The 18,473-nt window shown below is 67.0% G+C and carries 21 protein-coding genes and 1 riboswitch; of the genes, 8 read left to right on the top strand and 13 right to left on the bottom strand.

Going from position 1 to position 18,473, the window contains the following annotated elements:
* Positions 1–2: 2 nt before the first annotated feature.
* Both ACFQGD_RS11855 and ACFQGD_RS11850 read right to left on the bottom strand, forming a co-directional pair.
* The gene (locus ACFQGD_RS11855; RefSeq protein WP_345396400.1) at positions 3–386 is read right to left on the bottom strand and encodes a guanyl-specific ribonuclease; all 384 of its coding nucleotides are present in this window, start codon (positions 384–386) and stop codon (positions 3–5) included.
* Between the two features lie 70 nt (positions 387–456).
* Positions 457–636, bottom strand: a complete 180-nt coding sequence (locus ACFQGD_RS11850; protein ID WP_345396403.1) for a hypothetical protein — start codon at positions 634–636, stop codon at positions 457–459.
* A 51-nt stretch (positions 637–687) separates the two neighbouring features.
* Here ACFQGD_RS11850 and ACFQGD_RS11845 point away from each other — a divergent pair, with 51 nt between their 5' ends.
* Positions 688–1,653: a zinc-binding dehydrogenase gene (locus tag ACFQGD_RS11845; protein WP_345396406.1), complete on the top strand. Its 966-nt coding sequence runs from the start codon at positions 688–690 to the stop codon at positions 1,651–1,653.
* A gap of 133 nt (positions 1,654–1,786) precedes the next feature.
* The gene (locus ACFQGD_RS11840; RefSeq protein ID WP_345396409.1) at positions 1,787–2,806 is read left to right on the top strand and encodes an alpha/beta hydrolase; all 1,020 of its coding nucleotides are present in this window, start codon (positions 1,787–1,789) and stop codon (positions 2,804–2,806) included.
* A gap of 45 nt (positions 2,807–2,851) precedes the next feature.
* Here ACFQGD_RS11840 and lepA read toward each other — a convergent pair whose 3' ends face one another.
* From lepA to ACFQGD_RS11815, 5 genes are all read right to left on the bottom strand, one after another.
* Positions 2,852–4,702, bottom strand: a complete 1,851-nt coding sequence (gene lepA, locus ACFQGD_RS11835) for a translation elongation factor 4 (RefSeq protein WP_345396412.1) — start codon at positions 4,700–4,702, stop codon at positions 2,852–2,854.
* A gap of 112 nt (positions 4,703–4,814) precedes the next feature.
* On the bottom strand, positions 4,815–5,903 hold the full coding sequence (locus ACFQGD_RS11830; protein WP_345396415.1) for a hypothetical protein: 1,089 nt from the start codon (positions 5,901–5,903) through the stop codon (positions 4,815–4,817).
* A complete protein-coding gene (locus tag ACFQGD_RS11825; protein WP_345396418.1) occupies positions 5,903–6,220 on the bottom strand; it encodes a type VII secretion target in 318 nt (105 codons plus the stop codon). Before ACFQGD_RS11825 ends, ACFQGD_RS11830 begins: the two co-directional genes overlap by 1 nt.
* Before the next feature lie 3 nt (positions 6,221–6,223).
* A complete protein-coding gene (locus tag ACFQGD_RS11820) occupies positions 6,224–6,676 on the bottom strand; it encodes a YbaB/EbfC family nucleoid-associated protein (RefSeq protein WP_345396421.1) in 453 nt (150 codons plus the stop codon).
* Positions 6,677–6,709: 33 nt separating this feature from the next.
* On the bottom strand, positions 6,710–8,164 hold the full coding sequence (locus ACFQGD_RS11815) for a DUF6346 domain-containing protein (protein WP_345396424.1): 1,455 nt from the start codon (positions 8,162–8,164) through the stop codon (positions 6,710–6,712).
* On the opposite strand from ACFQGD_RS11815, the gene ACFQGD_RS11810 reads away from it, so the two are divergent.
* Entirely contained in the window at positions 8,095–8,685 is a 591-nt protein-coding gene (locus tag ACFQGD_RS11810) for a class I SAM-dependent methyltransferase (RefSeq protein WP_345396427.1), read from the top strand. The genes ACFQGD_RS11815 and ACFQGD_RS11810 overlap by 70 nt on opposite strands.
* 29 nt (positions 8,686–8,714) lie before the next feature.
* Here the strand turns inward: ACFQGD_RS11810 and ACFQGD_RS11805 are convergent, their stop codons facing one another.
* The gene (locus tag ACFQGD_RS11805; RefSeq protein WP_345396430.1) at positions 8,715–9,089 is read right to left on the bottom strand and encodes a VOC family protein; all 375 of its coding nucleotides are present in this window, start codon (positions 9,087–9,089) and stop codon (positions 8,715–8,717) included.
* Positions 9,090–9,297: 208 nt separating this feature from the next.
* Between ACFQGD_RS11805 and rpsT the strand changes: the two genes are divergently transcribed.
* On the top strand, positions 9,298–9,558 hold the full coding sequence (gene rpsT, locus ACFQGD_RS11800; protein ID WP_345396433.1) for a 30S ribosomal protein S20: 261 nt from the start codon (positions 9,298–9,300) through the stop codon (positions 9,556–9,558).
* A 120-nt stretch (positions 9,559–9,678) separates the two neighbouring features.
* Here the strand turns inward: rpsT and holA are convergent, their stop codons facing one another.
* Positions 9,679–10,677 (bottom strand): DNA polymerase III subunit delta, encoded by a 999-nt coding sequence (gene holA, locus ACFQGD_RS11795; RefSeq protein ID WP_345396436.1) that lies wholly within the window; start codon positions 10,675–10,677, stop codon positions 9,679–9,681.
* A 159-nt stretch (positions 10,678–10,836) separates the two neighbouring features.
* Positions 10,837–10,967, top strand: a riboswitch (SAM riboswitch).
* 11 nt (positions 10,968–10,978) lie between these two features.
* Between holA and thrC the strand changes: the two genes are divergently transcribed.
* From thrC to ACFQGD_RS11780, 3 genes are all read left to right on the top strand, one after another.
* Positions 10,979–12,253 carry a threonine synthase gene (gene thrC, locus ACFQGD_RS11790; protein ID WP_345396439.1) on the top strand — a complete coding sequence of 425 codons (1,275 nt, stop codon included), beginning with the start codon at positions 10,979–10,981 and terminating at the stop codon, positions 12,251–12,253.
* A gap of 202 nt (positions 12,254–12,455) precedes the next feature.
* A complete protein-coding gene (locus tag ACFQGD_RS11785; protein WP_345396442.1) occupies positions 12,456–13,106 on the top strand; it encodes a QsdR family transcriptional regulator in 651 nt (216 codons plus the stop codon).
* A 10-nt stretch (positions 13,107–13,116) separates the two neighbouring features.
* On the top strand, positions 13,117–14,181 hold the full coding sequence (locus ACFQGD_RS11780) for a lipase family alpha/beta hydrolase (RefSeq protein WP_345396445.1): 1,065 nt from the start codon (positions 13,117–13,119) through the stop codon (positions 14,179–14,181).
* A gap of 31 nt (positions 14,182–14,212) precedes the next feature.
* Here ACFQGD_RS11780 and ACFQGD_RS11775 read toward each other — a convergent pair whose 3' ends face one another.
* Genes ACFQGD_RS11775 through ACFQGD_RS11765 form a run of 3 tightly spaced genes read right to left on the bottom strand, consistent with a single transcriptional unit; the run spans position 14,213 to position 17,219 of the window.
* A complete protein-coding gene (locus ACFQGD_RS11775) occupies positions 14,213–14,965 on the bottom strand; it encodes an isocitrate lyase/PEP mutase family protein (protein ID WP_345396448.1) in 753 nt (250 codons plus the stop codon).
* Between the two features lie 54 nt (positions 14,966–15,019).
* A complete protein-coding gene (gene meaB, locus ACFQGD_RS11770) occupies positions 15,020–15,982 on the bottom strand; it encodes a methylmalonyl Co-A mutase-associated GTPase MeaB (protein ID WP_345396451.1) in 963 nt (320 codons plus the stop codon).
* 55 nt (positions 15,983–16,037) lie between these two features.
* Positions 16,038–17,219 carry an acetyl-CoA C-acetyltransferase gene (locus ACFQGD_RS11765; protein ID WP_345396454.1) on the bottom strand — a complete coding sequence of 394 codons (1,182 nt, stop codon included), beginning with the start codon at positions 17,217–17,219 and terminating at the stop codon, positions 16,038–16,040.
* 147 nt (positions 17,220–17,366) lie between these two features.
* On the opposite strand from ACFQGD_RS11765, the gene mce reads away from it, so the two are divergent.
* Positions 17,367–17,816: a methylmalonyl-CoA epimerase gene (gene mce / locus ACFQGD_RS11760; protein WP_345396457.1), complete on the top strand. Its 450-nt coding sequence runs from the start codon at positions 17,367–17,369 to the stop codon at positions 17,814–17,816.
* Between the two features lie 70 nt (positions 17,817–17,886).
* On the opposite strand, the gene ACFQGD_RS11755 is transcribed toward mce, so the two are convergent.
* Positions 17,887–18,252 carry an SPW repeat protein gene (locus tag ACFQGD_RS11755; protein ID WP_345396460.1) on the bottom strand — a complete coding sequence of 122 codons (366 nt, stop codon included), beginning with the start codon at positions 18,250–18,252 and terminating at the stop codon, positions 17,887–17,889.
* Positions 18,253–18,473: the final 221 nt, after the last annotated feature.

Here is an 18,473-nt window from a genome sequence, read left to right as displayed (position 1 = left end):
ACCTACCGATCGGGGTCGACGAGTACGAATGACTGGTAATGGTCCTCGGTGTAGTACAGCTCGCCATCCTCCCCCGTGACGAGCCGACGGGCACCGCGGTGATCAAGACCGGGCGTGTCCACCGTGTACTCCTGGTAGTAGCCGTGCGGCCGGTCGGGCAACAGCCCCTCGCGGTTGCCGAATACCGTCCCATCACTGGGATACGGAAACGGCCCCCCAGCCTGGATCCGCTGCCAGGTCTCGGTGGCCTGCGGCGGCAGCTCGGACAACGCGACGACGTCGGATCCGGCGTTCCCGTCAGCGACGACGTCCTGGACAAGCCAGCCGCCGACGACGAGGACGAGAAGCCCGACAAGGGCCGCGCTGATCCGTCTACGGGAGAACACGTGCGAATCTTAGACGTCGCCACGACGTCGACGAGACGCAACCTGACCGCCATCGACCCCTCGCCATCGCTCATTCGCGCGGACCACGTAGCGCGGCCGCGACGCGGTCGACAGCACGGTCAACGGCCCACGCCGCGATCAAGCACACCGGCACGACGGCGGCCATGACCACGACGAACTGTAACGGGAACCACAGTTGCACGACCCACAGTTCGACGCTGTCCCACCAGGCCCCGAGCTCACCAAGCACACCTCAAGCGTAGTCCCCGGAAGCGGGCTCGCGTCGTCTACGGTGTCTTCTATGTTCGCTGTCTACGCTTCTGAGCCCAACGCTGACGACCCGCTCGCCTCACTCGCCGTCGGTGACCGCCCCGAACCGGACGTCCCGGACGGCTGGGTCACGGTGAACGTGAAGGCCGCGAGCCTCAACATGCACGACATCTGGACGCTGCGAGGCGTCGGCATCAAGCCGGACCAGTTCCCCATGATCCTCGGCTGCGACGGTGCCGGGGTGCTCGACGACGGCACCGAGGTGGTGCTGCACTCCGTCATCGGCGACCCGGAATGGCGCGGTGAGGAGACACTCGATCCGAAACGCACGCTGCTCACCGAGAAGTACCAGGGCACGTTCGCCGACAAGGTCGTCGTGCCGAAGCGCAACGCGATCGGCAAACCCGCCGAGATGTCGTTCGCCGAGGGCGCGATCATGGGCACGGCATGGCTGACGGCGTACCGGATGCTGTTCGTCAAGTCGGGCCTGCGACCTGGGCAGACGATGCTGGTGCAGGGCGCGTCCGGCGGCGTGTCGACGGCGCTGGTGCAGCTCGGCCGCGCCGCTGGCATGCGCGTGTGGGTCACCGGGCGCAGCGAGGCCAAGCGGGACCTCGCGAAACAGCTCGGGGCGCACGAGACGTTCGAGTCCGGCGCCCGGCTGCCCGAACGGGTGGACGCCGTGTTCGAGACGGTCGGCAAGGCCACCTGGTCGCACTCGATGAAGTCGCTCAAACCGGGCGGCATCATCGTGGTATCCGGCTCGACCAGCGGCCCCGACCCGAGCGCCGACCTGCAGCGGCTGTTCTTCCTGCAGCTGCGGGTGGTCGGCTCCACCATGGGCACCCGCGACGAGCTGGCGAGTCTGCTGGAGTTCGTCCGACTTGCCGGAATTCGCCCGCAGATCGGCACTGAGCTGCCGCTCTCGGAGGCCAAGGAAGGCTTCCGCACCATGCTCGAGGGCGACACGGCGGGTAAAACGGTGTTCACGCTGTAGGCCCGAACGGAGCAGCCGGGTCGCTCGTTGAGACCATACTCAACGCAGGTCACGGTGGGCGGAGCGTTCCGATGCTGGTTTGTGATCGCGTTTCGTAGGCATAAAACAGGTCGTTTCTGTTTAACCTGGATCTATGACGACCGCATCGGAGCGGCCCACGACGCCGAACGGCGCCCCGCAGGCACGCGGGGCGACCGTCCGCGTCCGGCACCGGCGTTTCGCGGGCGTGCGCACCCGCGTGTTGGAGGTCGGGCCGCGGCGCGAGCGTGCCCGTAAGACCCGGCGCGGCAGGACCCTGCCAGGGTCACCGTCCCGGCCCCGTTTCGTGCTGTTCCACGGGTACTGCGACAGCGCCGACACCTGGACGTCGCTGCTGCACCAGTTGGCCGAAGAAGGCCAGTCGGCCATCGCGATCGACCTGCCCGGCTTCGGTGAGGCCGACGAACTGCACGACGGCGCCATCCTGCCGCAGCTGGACGCCTTCGTGAGCGCGGTCGTCAAGGACCAGGCCGCCCACGGCGAGGTCGTGCTGGTCGGCAACTCGCTCGGCGGCACGGTCAGCCTGCGCGCCGCGCAGAACCACTGGCTGCCGATCGCGGGCGTCACCTCGATCGCCGCGCCAGGGTTCTCCGACACCTGGCTGGTGCGCGCCGTCCGAAAGTACCCGCTGCCGCTACGGCTGTACGCCTCACTGCCGCTCCCGGTGCCGGGCAAGGTGATCCGTACGGTCGCCGACAGCGTCATCCCCCGGTTGCTGTACGCGACGCCGAGGTCGAGCGACGACGAGCACGTGCGGCGCTTCCTGTCGTTGTTCCCGGACCACCGATCGACGAAGTGGCGGCTCGCCCAGGCGCGCAAGCTCGTCGAGGAATTGGACGACTGCTACGAGCTGGACCGGATCACCGCGCCACTGCTGGTCGTGGCCTGTGGACGCGACCGCCTTGTCCGCGCGGCGGGCGGCACCATGCTGCACACCCTCGTCCCGCACAGCAGGCTGTTGGTGCGCGAGGACTGGGGACACTGCCCGCAGCTCGACCACGCCGAGGAGATTCACCAGCTGGTGAGCTATTTCGGCGAGGGCTGCGCCCGCACGACGCGGCGCGGCACCCATGCCACTCAGCAGGCGGTCCGGCCGGACGCCGCGGCGAGCTAACCGGTAACGCGCGCGGTCACCGGGAACGTGACCGGTGGCCGCGCGCTATTTCTTGCCCTTCCCCTTGTCCGCGGGGGCGTCGGCGGAGAGCGCCGCGACGAAGGCTTCCTGCGGGACCTCGACCCTGCCGACGGTCTTCATCCGCTTCTTGCCTTCCTTCTGCTTCTCGAGCAGCTTGCGCTTCCGGGAGATGTCACCGCCGTAGCACTTGGCCAGGACGTCCTTGCGGATCGCGCGGATGGTCTCGCGCGCGATGATCCGCGAGCCGATGGCGGCCTGGATCGGCACCTCGAACTGCTGCCGCGGAATCAGTTCCCGCAGCCGGGTGGCCATCTTCGTCCCATACGCGTAGGCGTGGTCCTTGTGCACGATCGCGGAGAACGCGTCGACAGGTTCGCCCTGCAACAGGATGTCCACCTTGACCAGCTCGGACGCCTGCTCGCCCGCCTCCTCGTAGTCCAGCGACGCGTAACCACGGGTACGGGACTTCAGTGAGTCGAAAAAGTCGAAGATGATCTCTCCGAGCGGCAGCTTGTAGCGCAGCTCGACCCGCTCCTCCGACAGGTAGTCCATGCCAAGCAGCTCGCCCCGTTTGCCCTGGCACAGCTCCATGATCGCGCCGATAAACTCCGAAGGCGCGATCACCGTGACCTTGCTGACCGGCTCGTGGACCTCGGCGATCTTGCTGGTCGCGGGCCAGTCGGAAGGGTTGGTCACCTCGAAGTCGGTGCCGTCCTCCAGGTAGACCTGGTAGACGACGTTGGGCGCGGTGGCGATCAGGTCGAGGTTGTACTCGCGCTCCAGCCTGGAGCGGGTGATCTCCAAGTGCAGGAGACCGAGGAACCCGCACCGGAAGCCGAAGCCAAGCGCGGCGGACGTCTCCGGCTCGAAGGTCAGCGAGGCGTCGTTGAGCTGCAGCTTCTCCAGCGCTTCCCGCAGCACCGGGTAGTCGGAGCCATCCACCGGGTACAGCCCGGAGTAGACCATCGGCTGCGGCTCGCGGTAGCCGGGCAGCGGCTCGGTGGCACCGCGCTTCTCCCAGGTCACGGTGTCACCGACCTTGGACTGGCGGACGTCCTTGACGCCGGTGATCAAGTATCCGACCTCGCCGACGCCGAGTCCCTTGCTCGGCTTCGGTTCCGGCGAGATGATGCCGACCTCGAGCAGCTCGTGGGTGGCGTTCGTGGACATCATCCTGATCCGCTGCCTCGGCGTGATCTGCCCGTCGACCACCCGGATGTAGGTGACGACGCCCCGGTAGGTGTCGTAGACCGAGTCGAAGATCATCGCGCGGGCCGGTACGTCGGCCTGGCCCTCCGGCGGCGGCACCTGCTTGACGATCTCGTCCAGCAGCTCCCGCACGCCGTCGCCGGTCTTGGCCGACACCCGAAGCACGTCGGACTGGTCGCATCCGATGATGTGGGACAGCTCGGCGGCGTACTTGTCCGGCTCCGCGGCGGGCAGGTCGATCTTGTTCAGTACCGGGATGATGTGGAGGTCCTTCTCCAGCGCCAGGTACAGGTTCGCCAGCGTCTGCGCCTCGATGCCCTGCGCCGCGTCGACCAGCAGGATCGCGCCCTCACACGCCGCGAGCGCGCGGGAGACCTCGTAGGTGAAGTCGACGTGACCGGGGGTGTCGATCAGGTGCAGCACGTGGTCCTGCCCGTCGACGGCCCACGGCAACCGCACGTTCTGCGCCTTGATGGTGATGCCGCGTTCCCGCTCGATGTCCATCCGGTCCAGATATTGCGCCCGGTAGTCACGCGCTTCGAGAACGCCGGTGAGCTGCAACATCCGGTCGGCAAGCGTTGACTTGCCGTGGTCGATGTGCGCGATGATGCAGAAGTTGCGGATCTGCTCCGGCGGGGTAAACGTCGTATCGGCGAACGTGCTCACTCAGCGTGGTCCTCTGACTGGTCTGCGGGTGCACCGCCTATCGTCCCATGCCGCCGCCCGCGGCTGGTCAGGTGGCGGCGGGCAGGGTGTGGCAGCGCACCCGCGGAGCCGGTCATGTGCCCTGCTGGGATCGCTCCTCTTCCTGCTTCTCCGCTTCCATCTTGCCGAGCTCGGTCTGGTAGTTGTCGTCCTGATTTACCTCATCATTGAGCGTGCCCTTAATGACTCCCACGCCCAGCGCATCCGAGTTGAACGTATCGGCGAATCCGTCGTTGCCACGCATTCCCAGGTACTTCTCATCGATTCGGCCAGCCGCATCTCGGACGCTGTCCGGCAGGACCCTGCCGACGGTGTTATCGGCGAAACCACGTTTGATTTGATCAGCTCGATTCATCACCGTCCGCGCGGCCTCGCCGTGACGACCCGCGGCCCTGCCCAGGTTCTGGGCGATGTCGTCGAATTTCCGGGCTGTCCTCCCCAGCGCCTGTACGGCACCACGCAGGTGCGAGAACTTGTTCAAGATCTCGGCGAGCTTGGTCATCAGCTTCGATATCTTGCTCGCGATCTTGCCCGCGGTCGCCGCGCCCCGTGCCACCGCGTAACCGGTGAAAGCGGCGATGGAGCCACCGAACGTAGCCCAACTGGTAGCCAGCGCGGATGCCGCCGCGATAACGAGTTCGGCGACGACGTCCGCGATCAGGTCGCGAATGATGCCTCGTACGGTCGCCACCAGCACACCCGAGTTCTGGATCGCGGCCGACACCGACCGCGCGGCGGATTCCAGCGACTCGAGTTGTGCGGCGACGCCGTCGGCCAGTTTCCGGTAGGCGTCCGCCGCATCGCCTTGCCAGCTGACGGTCTCTCGCCGTACTGCCTCTCGGAAACTCTCTGCGACCTCGACGACCTCACTCTTGACCTCTTCACCCCAGGTGATCGCCACCCGCGTGACGGCACTGGGATCGCCCGCGAGCGCGTCGAGTGGCTCCTTGAGAAAGTCCAGATGCTCGATAAGCCAGCCAATCCCGGCTGACAGCAGTCCACTCAGCGGATTCGCGACGAAACCGAGCGCATCAAGTCCCAGACTCAGGCCGTCCACAGCCAAGTCTCCTGGGTTGTTCAGGCCATTGGCTGCCGCCTCGACGTCCACGCGTGTCTCATTGAGCGTGTCAAAGATGCCTGCCCCCGCTGTCGCTTCCGGCATTACCTGAGCCCCCTCGCCTTCGCCTCATAATCCTTCGCGGAGGCTTCTTCCATCCGTTCGTACGCCTCAGCGCAGGTCTTCACCGCCTTAGACAGCGACGTCAATCCCGCCGCGTAGTCCCTCATCGACTCCCCCGCCGCGGCGATTTCCTCACGAGCCCCGCCGCTGAAGAACTGACCGATAATGCCGTAGGTGTCGACGCCAAGCTCGACGCCAGTGCCCTTGTCAGCAGCTTTCCGAAGTCGCTCGCTGAGTTTGTCCACCGTGCCAGCGTGCGTTGCCAGGTCTTCCGGTTCGACCTTGTATCCGTCCCCCATGCCTCACCTCGTGAACGGGCGGTTGAAGCCCTCGTCGTCATCGTCGAAGTCGTCGTCATCACGCCGGTGCCGGGCGCTCTCGGCATCGTCATCCGCCGGTGCGAACGAGGCATTGATCTGCTCTCGCAGGAAATCCATGGCGTCCGACTCGCCCACCAGCGGCCGCAGCGCTTCCTGGGTCTGCGCGGCCGCGTTGGCGTGGGCCGACTGAACGGTCTGGGTAATGGTATCGGCGAGGCGCTCATGACCGAGCCGCATCGCCTCAGCAGACAGATCCAGCTTCTCGAGACGTCCCCCAGGCGCCAGCACGACCGAAACGCTTCCGTCCGCGCTGGATGCTTGAGCTCGCGCGGAGTTGATCTGCTCCTGTACCTGTTCGGCTCGCCGTTGAATGTCCTCGACGCGGCGGGTGTAGTCCGTTACCCATCGCTGCGCGTCATCGAAGCCGGGCTGCATTCCCCTGTGTCTCCTTCCAGATTCTTCAGTGGCCTACGACTTGGCGGCGCTGGCGTTGGTTCCATCGGATCGAGCGATCTCTTCGTGGATCGCCAATAGCCTGCTAAGCCGGTCGTACTTTGGTTCCACCGTGACCAGCAGAATCGCCCCCAGCAGAGCTAGCACGATCGCATCACGCAAACCCGCGATCATGACAACCATCGGTGCTCCGCTGGGAAGCTGTGCGAACGCATGGAGCCCCGCGAATGCGGCCAGCCCTAGCACGATGACCGCCAACACGACCCCGCGCTGATACGCCCCGCGCCTGCCGTCGGCCATCCGGCGCAGCATCTCATTACCTTGTTTTCGCGAGAGGTTGCCTTGCTTGGCGAGGAATGGCATTCCATACCGGACGATCCGAGCCGAGGATGTCCGTAGTTGCGACGTCATCCAGAACAACAATGCCGCGACACCAGCGCCCACGATCGCGACACCAAAATGCGGAACAACACCAAGTCCGTCCGGACCCACCAACCACGCGCGCGCGATCTCCGGCCACGGCGACACGAAATCGATCGCGCGCGGCGCGTCAGCACGAGGGATCGACGTGAACACGTGCAGTGCTATGGCCAGACAACACAGCGCGCTGACCAGCTTCACACGGAGCTCACGCCGGAACTTTGGCACGTTCGCCATGTCCGCGTCAGTGACCGGCCAGCTACCTTTCGCGCGATCGTACCGACCGAGTTCGCGGCCAGCGTTCTCGTTCATCGTCCGCCACACACCCCGACCAGGACTGGCGACGCCGAACGCCCGATGCCTTGGCCGGACCACCCAGTAAGCATTCATGGCGGCGGCGAACAGCGCGAAGACGCCGAGAAGACCCAGCACCGTGGCGCTGACGATCCCGGCCGTGACCCACTTCGCGCTGTCGTTCACGCCAGGCTCGCTGGAGATAGGTCTGCCACGACCGCCTGTTTCCGGAAGTTCTGGCTCGAACACGGGCACCGCCTGACCACGGTGCTCCGGACTCAACTGCCCAGCGGGAAACCACTCACGGCTCGTACTTCCGTCATCCCAGGTGACATCAGCCTGGCAGCGGTAGAAGTAGCCCAAACCGGACGCGCTCACGGGGCCTCTTTGGATGCATTCCCGCACCTCCGCGGTGCCCGTCGCATGGGCCTCTGGACCGCCTGACGAAGCATCGGCCACCGTCATCACGGTCAATGCCCCCAGCAGGCTGAATCCGCCAAGAAGCAGGGCACCGACACATCGAAGTAGGTAGCGCGACCGTGTGCGCTGCTTCGACCGCTCCCAGGTGTGATCGCTCTCCCCTGTGTTCACCACGGCGAGCAGTGTCTCAGACCCTGATATGGCGCGCGGCTGAATCAGGGCGATTCCCCGATGCGGTGCCTCACCAGCGGTGATGTGCTCGGGACATGAGCCAATCCATCCTTGATCAAGCGTTCGGACATCCGAGCGGCGGACTCGGCCGGATCGGCGGCGCATTGATGGCACGGGGCAACGCGGCGACCGAGCGTCACGTGGTCGACGTCGCCGCGTTGGCCGAGACCGACATCGTGCTCGTGCTCGGTCCAGGTCCTGGTGTCGGACTGCGCGCCGCCGCAGAACGAGCGCGCCACACGACCGGCGTCGACCCGTCGGAGGACATGCTGCGCGCCTGCGTTGACCGGTGTCGTGACCTGGTGCATTCGGGCAAGGTCGGCGTCCGCGACGGTTCCGCGGAAGCGACCGGTGCCAGCGACGACGCCTTCGACGTCGTGCTGAGCGTCAACAACGTCCAGTTGTGGGACGACATCGCCGCGGGGTTGAAGGAGGTGCATCGGGTGCTGCGACCAGGTGGGCGGTTCGTGCTCTCGTCACACGACAAGTGGCTGCCCCTGCCACGGCAAGAACTCGTGGCTGAGGTGACGGCCGCTGGGCTCACCGACGTGCAGAGCTGGACCTGGCAGCCATCGGGCCTGCTGGCCTCGCTCGCGTTCCAACTCCGCGCCGCCAAGCCCACATAGCGCTGGTCAAGCGCCTTAACTGACGTTGCTCAGCGTGTGTCGACCCGAAGCGGATGCTCCTCAGGCACCTCGACGAGCACGATCCTGGTGCCGTCCGGGTCCGCGATCCACGCCTCGTGCAGTCCCCACGGCTCCTGCCTCGGCTCCCGCGTGATCGGCACACCGCGTTCCACCAACTCCGCGACGGTGTCCGGCAAGTCACGCACCTGGAGCCACAGCACGACGTCGCTACTGGGCTCCCCGCTACCCTGCCCGACGATCTCGAGGAAGCCGCCGCCCAGGAAGAACACCGTCCCACCAGGGAACTCTCGGTAGATCGCCAGCCCGAGCTGATCGGCGTAGAACTTCTTGCTGCGCTCCGGATCGCGCGGTTTGAGCAAGATCCGGCTGCTCAGTACCTCCATGCCACCTCCATCACGCACATCTGGTCTCGTGCCTCTCATCAAGCGCGTTCCGTATCGCTCCTGGGTACCTCACCGCAGGACGGAACGCGACCGGTGCTACCGTGGATCGTCGTTGCCGTGTGGCATTCCGCCAGGGAGGAAGCCTGCATCAGCAGGGCCAGACAAACGCGGCGCGACATCCACCGAAGAGACATGAGGAGGCGGCCCCGTGGCCAACATCAAGTCCCAAATCAAGCGCATCAGGACCAACGAAGAGGCGCGGCAGCGCAACCAGGCCGTCAAGTCCTCGGTGAAGACGGCGATCCGTAAGTTCCGTGAGGCGGCCGCGGCCGGCGACAAGGACAAGGCCATCGAGCTGCAGCGCGCCGCGGCCAGGAAGCTGGACAAGGCGGCCAGCAAGGGCGTCATCCACAGGAACCAGGCCGCGAACAAAAAGTCGGCCATGGCCAAGCGGGTCGAATCGCTGTAACGGCGTTCGCGCAACGGGGCACGTCGCTGACGTGCCCCTTTTTTCGTGTGGTGCCCCCTGAGCGACCAACTGAACCGGACACTTCAACCCGTTGCGTCTTCGCTCGCGACGCGCTCGACGTCAGCGCCGGTTCCGTGCCGCGAGCAGCTTGAGCGCGGCCCGCTCCAGGGCGTAGTCCGGATCGGCCGCGGCGCCCTTCACCTCGGCGTTGAGGGTCGCGACGATTCGCATCGACTCCCGCAGCGCCTCCGTGCTCCACCCTCGCACCTGGCTCTGCGCCTTGCGGATCTTCCACGGCGGCATACCCAGCTCACCGGCCATGTGGTTCGGGTTGCCCCTGCCCGCCGCCGACACCCGTGCGACCGTCCGCACCGCATCGGCGAAGGCGTCCGCGATCAACACGTGCGGCACGCCGATCTGCAGCGCCCACCGCAGCGACTCCATGGCCGCGGCCTCGTCGCCCGCGACGACCTTCTCCGCGACGGCGAAGCCGGTGACCTCCGCACGTCCCCGGTGGTAGCGGCGCACCGCTTGCTCGTCGACCTTCCCGCCGGAGTCCGCGACCAGCTGCGACGCGGCGGCGGACAGTTCCCGCAGATCAGACCCGACGGCGTCGAGCAGCGCGCTCACTCCGCCCGCGTCGATGCCGCCACCGGCGCGCTTCACCTCGGCGCGCACGAACGACTCCCGGTCCGACTGCTTCGTGAGCTTGTTGCACTCGGCGACCGCCGCACCCGCCTTTCGCAGTGCCTTCGGCAGGTCTTTGGCCGCCTTGCTGCGCCCGCCACCGCTGTGCACCACGATCAGCGTGACGCCATCGGCCGGGTCCGCGAGATACGACTGGAGCGCGTCCGCCGTGTCCTGCCCGATGTCCTGCGCCGCCTCGATCACGATGATCCTGCCCTCGCTGAACAGCGTGGGACTGGCCAGTTCGAGCAGCACCGGCGCGGTCAGCTCGGACGCTCGCAACGTCGTCGCCTCAGACGTCGGGTCCACGGCGCGCGCGGCCTCGATGGCGGCCCGCACCGCCCGTTCCACCAGCAGCGGTTCGTCACCGAGCACGAGGTGCAGCGGCGCGGTGTCCTTCGACGTCTTCTGGGACTTCGCGGCGGAGCTCACGCGCCCAATCTACGACCTAGACGGAGACGTCGTCCCAGCCGCCTCAACATCAACTGTGGCGGGACCCACGTCGACAGAGCCTGGCACCGCATGGCGCGACCGATGCCGCGTACCGTAACGTGTACTGCCAGACGCCCACAGCGGCGCACAACTGAATACCGCTCATCCAGAGGGGCAGAGGGAACGGCCCTGCGAAGCCCCGGCAACCGGCGTCAGCCCGTCATCTCGATCCAGCGAGGTAGCTGACGACATCGGTGCCAATTCCGGCCCAGTAGTGGGACAGATGAGGAGAGGACCTCGCATGACAACAACCTTCGGCGCCCCCAGCACGCTTCGCTCCGGCTCGGATGTGGATCTCGGTCCCGCCGTCGAGCTCGTGTCCAAGGAAGAGGGCCACCGCCAGCCGCTCGCCCCCGAGTTCGTTTCCGCCGAGGACTTCTCCCCGCTCGAGGTCGCCTACGACTTCGGTCGGATCACCCGCGAAGAGATCGAGGCGGGCCCGCGCAACATCTGGCGCTACAAGCGACTGCTGCCGGTGCCGTCGAACGTCGAGGAGATCCCGAACACCGAGCCCGGCTGTACCAAACTGATCCGCGCCGACCGGCTGGCCGCTGAGCTGGGCGTCAAGCGGATCTGGGTCAAGGACGACACCGGCAACCCGACGCACTCGTTCAAGGACCGCGTCGTCGCCGTCGCGCTCGCCGCCGCCCGCGAGTTCGGCTTCCAGGTGCTGGCCTGCCCGTCCACCGGCAACCTCGCCAACGCCGTCGCCGCCGCCGCTGCTCGCGCGGGCTGGGACTCGGTCGTGCTGATCCCGTCCTCGCTGGAACGCGCCAAGGTGCTGACCACGGCCGTCTACGACGGCTCGCTGATCGCCATCGACGGCAACTACGACGACGTCAACCGCCTGGCCACCGAACTCGCCGCCGAGAACGAGACCTGGGCGTTCGTCAACGTCAACGTCCGGCCGTACTACTCCGAGGGCTCGAAGACGCTGGCTTACGAGGTCGCCGAGCAGCTCGGCTGGCGCATCCCGGAGCAGATCGTGGTGCCGATCGCGTCCGGCTCGCAGCTCACCAAGGTCGACAAGGGCTTCAAGGAGCTCGGCGAGGTCGGCCTTGTCGATCCGACGCCGTACAAGGTGTTCGGTGCGCAGGCCACCGGTTGCTCCCCCGTCTCGCACGCCTTCAAGAGCGGCCACGACGTCGTGCAGCCGGTCAAGCCGGACACCATCGCCCGCTCGCTGGCGATCGGTAACCCCGCGGACGGCCCGTACGTGCTGGACACCGTCAGCCGCACCGGTGGCTCGATCGAGGACGTCACCGACGAGGAGGTCGTCGCGGGCATCCGCCTGCTCGCCCGCACCGAGGGCATCTTCGCCGAGACCGCGGGCGGCGTGACCGTCGCGACGGCGAAGAAGCTCATCGAAGCGGGCAAGATCGACCCAGACGCCGAGACGGTGCTGCTCATCACCGGCGACGGCCTCAAGACCCTGGACGCCGTCGAGGACCACATCGGCCCCAAGGCCACGGTGCCGCCGAACGTCGACGCGGTGACGAAGGTCCTTCGCGGCTGACCTAGGCAGGATCCGCGACACGGCGCCCAATGAGCGCCGTGTCCCCACTTCCCGACGCCGTGTCCCGCACTCAGAACACTGTGTCCCACTTCCCGACGCCGTGTTCCTCACTCACGACGCTGTGTCGCCATCCTGACCAGTCAGCCGCGCACGATTTCGCGATTTATTGCACCCTCGCAAGTAATCGTGCTAGCTTGCACGCGTGGTTGGTCCAAATGGAGCAAAACTAGAGCGTAGCGGCTCGGGCGAAGGCACCCAGCTGTCCCGCCAGTTGCGGGACGCCACGCCCAAACCCGATGCGCTCACCGCGTTCAAGCTCGCCCGCCGGACATTTCTGGCAGGCGAAAAGGTCGACATGCAGCACCTGTTAGCCGAGCTGCGGGTGGACCGCGCGACGCTGTTCCGCTGGGTTGGTAACCGCGACCAACTGCTGGCCGAAGTGATCTGGTCGCTCACCGAGCCGACCTTTCATAGAGCCGTCGCCGAGGCCAACGGGACCGGGCCGGAACGGATCGTCGACGCGATCACTCGTTTCGTCCGAGCGGTCATCGACGCGGACTTCTTCGTCGCGTACATGCGTCGAGAACAGCGGCGTGCCCTGCGGCTGCTCACCACAAGGGCGACCCAGTTCCAGCACCGGCTGGTCGCCGAGATCGAAACCTTTCTGGCACAGGAGAAGGCCGCCAGTGGCCTGAGCTACCCCCTGCCCATTCACGATCTCGCTTACGTCATCACCCGTATCGCCGAGTCCTATGTCTATGCGGATCTCATCACCGGCGAGGTCCCCGACGCGGACAGGGCCGAGGCCGCGTTCAGCGCGTTGCTTGGCATCGGCCCTGGCGAACATCCCTGAAGGAGTCACCATGAAATTCGCCAAGCGCGGCACCATCGCGACCGTGTCGATGTTGCTCGCCGCTAGCGCATCACTCGTCGCGGTGGGACCGGCGAGCGCGGTCGGGACAGAGTCTGTCGGGACAGAGTCAGTCGAGACACGGGAGTTCGCCCCGGTGAACCGGCCCGGCCCCCCGCTATCCGTGCCGAAGCGCCGCCTGGCCAAGAGCGTGCGATGCACCCCCGACGCGCCCCGCGCCAAGCGCGGCGTGGCGCTGTTCGTGCACGGCACCACGGTCACCCCACGGGAGAACTTCGGGTGGAACTGGTTCCCCGCGATGGACAAGCTCGACTGGCCCTACTGCTCGGTGAAGATGCCCAACAACGCGATGAGCGACATTCAGGTTTCAGCCGAGTACGTGGTGCACGCGATCCGGCACGTGTACCGGCGCAGTGGCCGCGAGGTCGACGTCCTCGGACACAGCCAGGGCGGCAACGTCCCGCGCTTCGCGCTGCGGTTCTGGCCTGACACCCGACGCATGGTCGACGACTACATCGGGTTCGCCGCGACCAACCACGGCTCGCTCTCCGTCAACACCATGTGCCCGCCGATCGCGGGGTGCGCACCAGCCTTGTGGCAGCAGACCCTCAACTCCAACTACGTGCGGGCCATGAACTCCCACCAGGAGACCTTCGCCGGAATCTCCTACACCAACGTCTACACGCGCACCGACGAGTTCGTGCAACCCAACCTCGACGACACCGGAACCAGCTCCCTGCGTGGCGGCGGAGGTGCGATCACCAACATCGCCATCCAAGACGTCTGCCCGGCCAACCTCACCAGCGAACACATCGCGGTTGGCACCTACGACCCCACCGCCTACGCCATCGCCATCGACGCCCTCACCCACACCGGACCCGCGAAACCGGCACGCGTCCCCGGCTCGGCGTGCACCCAGCAGTTCATGCCCGGGGTCAACCCGGCCGAATTCCCCGGCAACTACGCCAGCACCATGAACACCATCGCCAATCAACTCGTCACCTATCCCCGCGTCAGCGCCGAACCCCCGCTCAAGCCCTACGTCTTCGCGAGGTGATCACACGAGGCGAGTACGACGTGCCCGGGGCTTAGAACGGCGACGTGCCCTCCGCCAGGGCGGACAGCGCACCGGAGATCCGGGCCTGGGCCAGCCGCCACAGCCCGGTACCCAGCGACACCCGTGCGACGCCAAGTTTGGCGAGCATCGCCAGGTCTGGTCCGTCGGGCAGGTACGTCGCGTTCACCGGCGCCGGGCTCACCGCGGACACGAACTCGCCCAGCACCTCAGCGGAGCGAACATGGATCGGATACACGCAGTCGGCGCCCGCGTCCAGGTAGGCGCGGGCCCGTTCGATGGCGTCCGGCAGAGCGGCGCGTTCCTCCTCGACGCCACGAGCGTCAAGGAACGAGTCGATCCTGGCGTTCACGACCAGCAGGTCACCGGAGTGCTCCTTCAACCCCGCTAGAAACGCGGCGTTCTCCGAGGCGGAACGCCGCCTGCCCTCCTGCTGGTCGGTGTCCTCGATGTTGCATCCGGCGGCGTCCGTCTCGGCCAGCCGGTCAGACAACTCCAGCGCCGACAGCCCGTAGCCGGACTCGACGTCGACGGTCAGCGGGACGTCGACAGCCGCGGTGATCCGAGCCGCGACGTCGAACATCTCGTCCGGTGACGCCTGCTCGCCATCGGCATAACCCAACGAGGCGGCGACGGCGGCCGAACTGGTCGCGACCACCGGGAACCCAGCGTCAACGACAAGCCGAGCGGTGTCGGCGTCCCAGGCATTCGGCAGCACCAGCGGATCACCGGGTACGTGCAGGGCGCGCAACCGCTGTGCGCTCATGGTCTCCCCTCTCGTCGACATGTGATGCTCTGTTAGCGGATCAGCGACGCACTGTCAGTCCCGTAACGCGGCCAGCAACTCGTCGGCGGCCGAGTACGGGTCGATCTCCGCATCGACCACCCGTTTGCTCAGCAACTCCAGTGCCTCACCGCCGCGCAGGTCGGCGAGCTCGGCGCGGAGCTGCCGCATCGCTATCGCCTCAACCTCGGTCTGTGCGCGGGCGAGGCGTCGTCGGGTGAGCTCGCCGCTGGACTCCAACCACTCCCAGTGCTCGGTGAGAGCGCCCATCAGGTCGTCGGCACCGTCGCCGGTAGTAGCGACGGTTGGCACAATCGGCTGTCGCCACGAGGCACCACGAACTCCCCTGCGACTGAGCGCGATCATGTTCTTGACGTCTTTGATCGTGGCGTCGGCACCGTCGCGATCGGCCTTGTTCACGACGAACAGGTCCGCGATCTCGAGCACGCCCGCCTTCGCGGCCTGAATGCCGTCACCCATGCCTGGCGCGAGCAGCACCATGACCGAGTCCGCGAGCGTGACCACGTCCACTTCGGACTGACCGACGCCAACGGTCTCGATCAGCACGACGTCGAAACCCGCCGCGTCGAGCACACGCACCGACTGCGGCGTCGCCAACGTGAGGCCACCCAGATGGCCGCGCGTCGCCATCGAACGGATGAACACGCCCTCATCGGTGGCGTGCTCGGTCATCCGGATTCGGTCACCGAGCAGCGCTCCACCGGAGAACGGCGACGACGGGTCGATCGCCAGCACCGCGACCCGCTTGCCCCGCGCCCGCAACGCGCCGAGCAGCATCGACGTCGTCGTGGACTTGCCAACACCGGGCGGCCCGGTCAAGCCGATCACCCACGCGTTACCGATGTGCGGGGTCAGCTCCCGCAACACGTCACGCAACGCGGGGTGGGCGTCCTCGACCAGCGAGAGCAGCCGCGCCACCGCGCGCGGCTGCCCCTCACGGGCATGGCCAACCAGGTCCTCGATGTCCAGCGAGGTCACGAAATCCTTTCCGGTACGCGGCGGGCCAGGGCTGGTCAGGGCAGCGGAGCAAGCGTTACGGCACGCGGACGACGAGCGCGTCGCCCTGGCCACCGCCACCGCAGAGGGCGCCGACACCGGTACCGCCACCACGGCGACGCAGCTCGTGCACCAGGTGCACGATCAGGCGAGCACCGGACGCCCCGATCGGGTGACCGAGGGCGATCGCGCCACCGTTGACGTTGACCTTGTCCTCGGCGATTCCCAGCTCGCGCGTGGACACCAGACCGACGGCGGCGAACGCCTCGTTGATCTCCAGCAGGTCCACCGCACCGATGTCGATGCCCTGCTTGGCCAGCGCGGCCTTGGTGGCGTTGGCGGGCTGCTCGTGCAGGCTGGCGTCCGGGCCGGCGACGACGCCGTGCGCGCCGATCTCCGCCAAGGGCTCGACGCCAAGCTCGGCGGCCTTCGCGGCGCTCATGACGACGACAGCGGCGGCACCGTCGGAGATCTGCGAGGCCGAACCCGCCGTGATGGTGCCGTCGGAGGAGAACGCCGGGCGCAGCTTGGCCAGGCCGTCGGCGGTGGTATCGCCCCGTACCCCCTCGTCGGTGGTGAACGTCGTCGGCTCGCCCTTGCGCTGCGGGATGGACACCGGCGCCAGCTCGGCCTCGAACCGCCCCTCGGCGATGGCGGCCGCGGCTTTCTGGTGCGAGGCGGCGGCGAAGGCGTCCTGCTCATCGCGGTTCAGGCCGTAGCGGGAGTTGTATTTCTCGGTCGACGAGCCCATGGCGACCTGGTCGAACGCGCAGAACAGGCCGTCATAGGCCATGTGGTCGACCAGCGTCGTGTCGCCGTACTTGAATCCGGAGCGCGACTTCGGCAGCAGGTGCGGAGCCTGCGTCATCGACTCCTGACCACCGGCGACGACGATGTCGAACTCGCCCGCCCTGATGAGCTGGTCGGCGAGCGCGATGGCGTCAAGGCCGGACAGGCAGACCTTGTTCACCGTCAGCGCCGGGACGTCCATCGGGATGCCCGCGTTCACGGCGGCCTGGCGGGCGGGGATCTGACCGGCTCCAGCGGTCAGCACCTGACCCATGATCGTGTACTGGACCGCGTCGGGTGAGACCCCGGCGCGCTCCAGCGCCGCCTTGATGGCGACCCCACCGAGCTGCGCGCCCGAGAAATCCTTCAACGACCCCAGTAGACGTCCGATCGGGGTGCGAGCGGCACCAACAATCACGGATCCGGCCACAACTAGCCTCCAAGTCTCTGCGTGCTCCTCCTAGCGACCATACCGGTAGCGAACGGCGGCACGAAGCATCCGTGAGCACGACCGCTTCCGGTAACCGGTGGGACAATCCGACAGGCGTGGGCAACCCGTAGGGATAACCTGACAACCATGAACGACGCGCTGCGAGACATCACTCCCCTAGTCACCGCCATCGACCACGTCGGCATCGCGGTGCCCGACCTGGATGAGGCGATCGCGTTCTACCGCGACAACTTCGGGCTGGGGGCAACACACATCGAGACCAACGAGGAACAGGGCGTGCGGGAGGCCATGCTGCACGCCCCCGGCGACGAGGACGGCACCGCCATCCAGCTGCTCGCCCCGCTGACGCCGGAGTCCACGATCGGCAAGTTCCTCGACCGCAGCGGTCCCGGCCTGCAGCAGCTCGCCTACCGAGTGGCCGACATCGACGCGGCGGCCAAGACACTGCGAGACAACGGCCTGCGGCTCCTGTACCCGGAGGCCAAGCAAGGCACAGCGGGCAGCAGGGTCAACTTCGTACACCCCAAGGACGCGGGCGGCGTGCTCGTGGAACTGGTCGAGCCCGCCGCCCACTGACCTCGGGCTCTAGCTACGCCGTGCGGGCTGACGCGCCGTGCTGACCCGCGCGTTCAGCCCGTTGGCGTGTTCAGTGCTGACCCGCGGTGCGGTGGGCGCTGGTGGCGACAGGCAGCGCCGACGCGCCTGCCGCGACGGTCAGCACACCGATCACCCACGACGTCCACGCGGCCCCGGTCAGGTCGGCGTAACCCATGACCCACGGGGAGATGAACACCAGCACACCGAGCACGAGCTGCGCCCATTCGCCGTAGACCATGCCGGGCATGGCCAGCGAGACGAGCCCGTCTACCGCGATGAGCACACCGAGGATGACCATCGTCCACGCCGCGGCCGCCGACGTCTCGACCACGATCGGGGACAGCGCGAGCACCACCCCGAGCACCACCTCGGCCCAGTCGTGCGGCCGTGTCCATGCCTTAACCGACTGCGACATCGCCAATCACCTCCGAAGTGTCGTGTGTCGCTACACCCATGATCCGCCTGTTATGCGTGATTTGCCAGGTCAAAGCGGGCCCTGTTGGATCACAACACGGACAAGGACGGGAGTTGTCGCCGTAACACAACCCGGTGACACGGACGGCCCAAACCAGCATTACTGACCAGTAGCTTCCGGCGCCCGTCCATGGTTCAATCCCGGAAGGAACTCAGCAGCCG

It is taken from the genome of Haloechinothrix salitolerans, assembly GCF_042662605.1.
Taxonomy (GTDB): Bacteria; Actinomycetota; Actinomycetes; order Mycobacteriales; family Pseudonocardiaceae; genus Haloechinothrix_A; species Haloechinothrix_A salitolerans.
The sequence above is the reverse complement of the archived record's forward strand: the minus strand, read 5'-3'. Positions and strand labels throughout refer to the sequence as shown.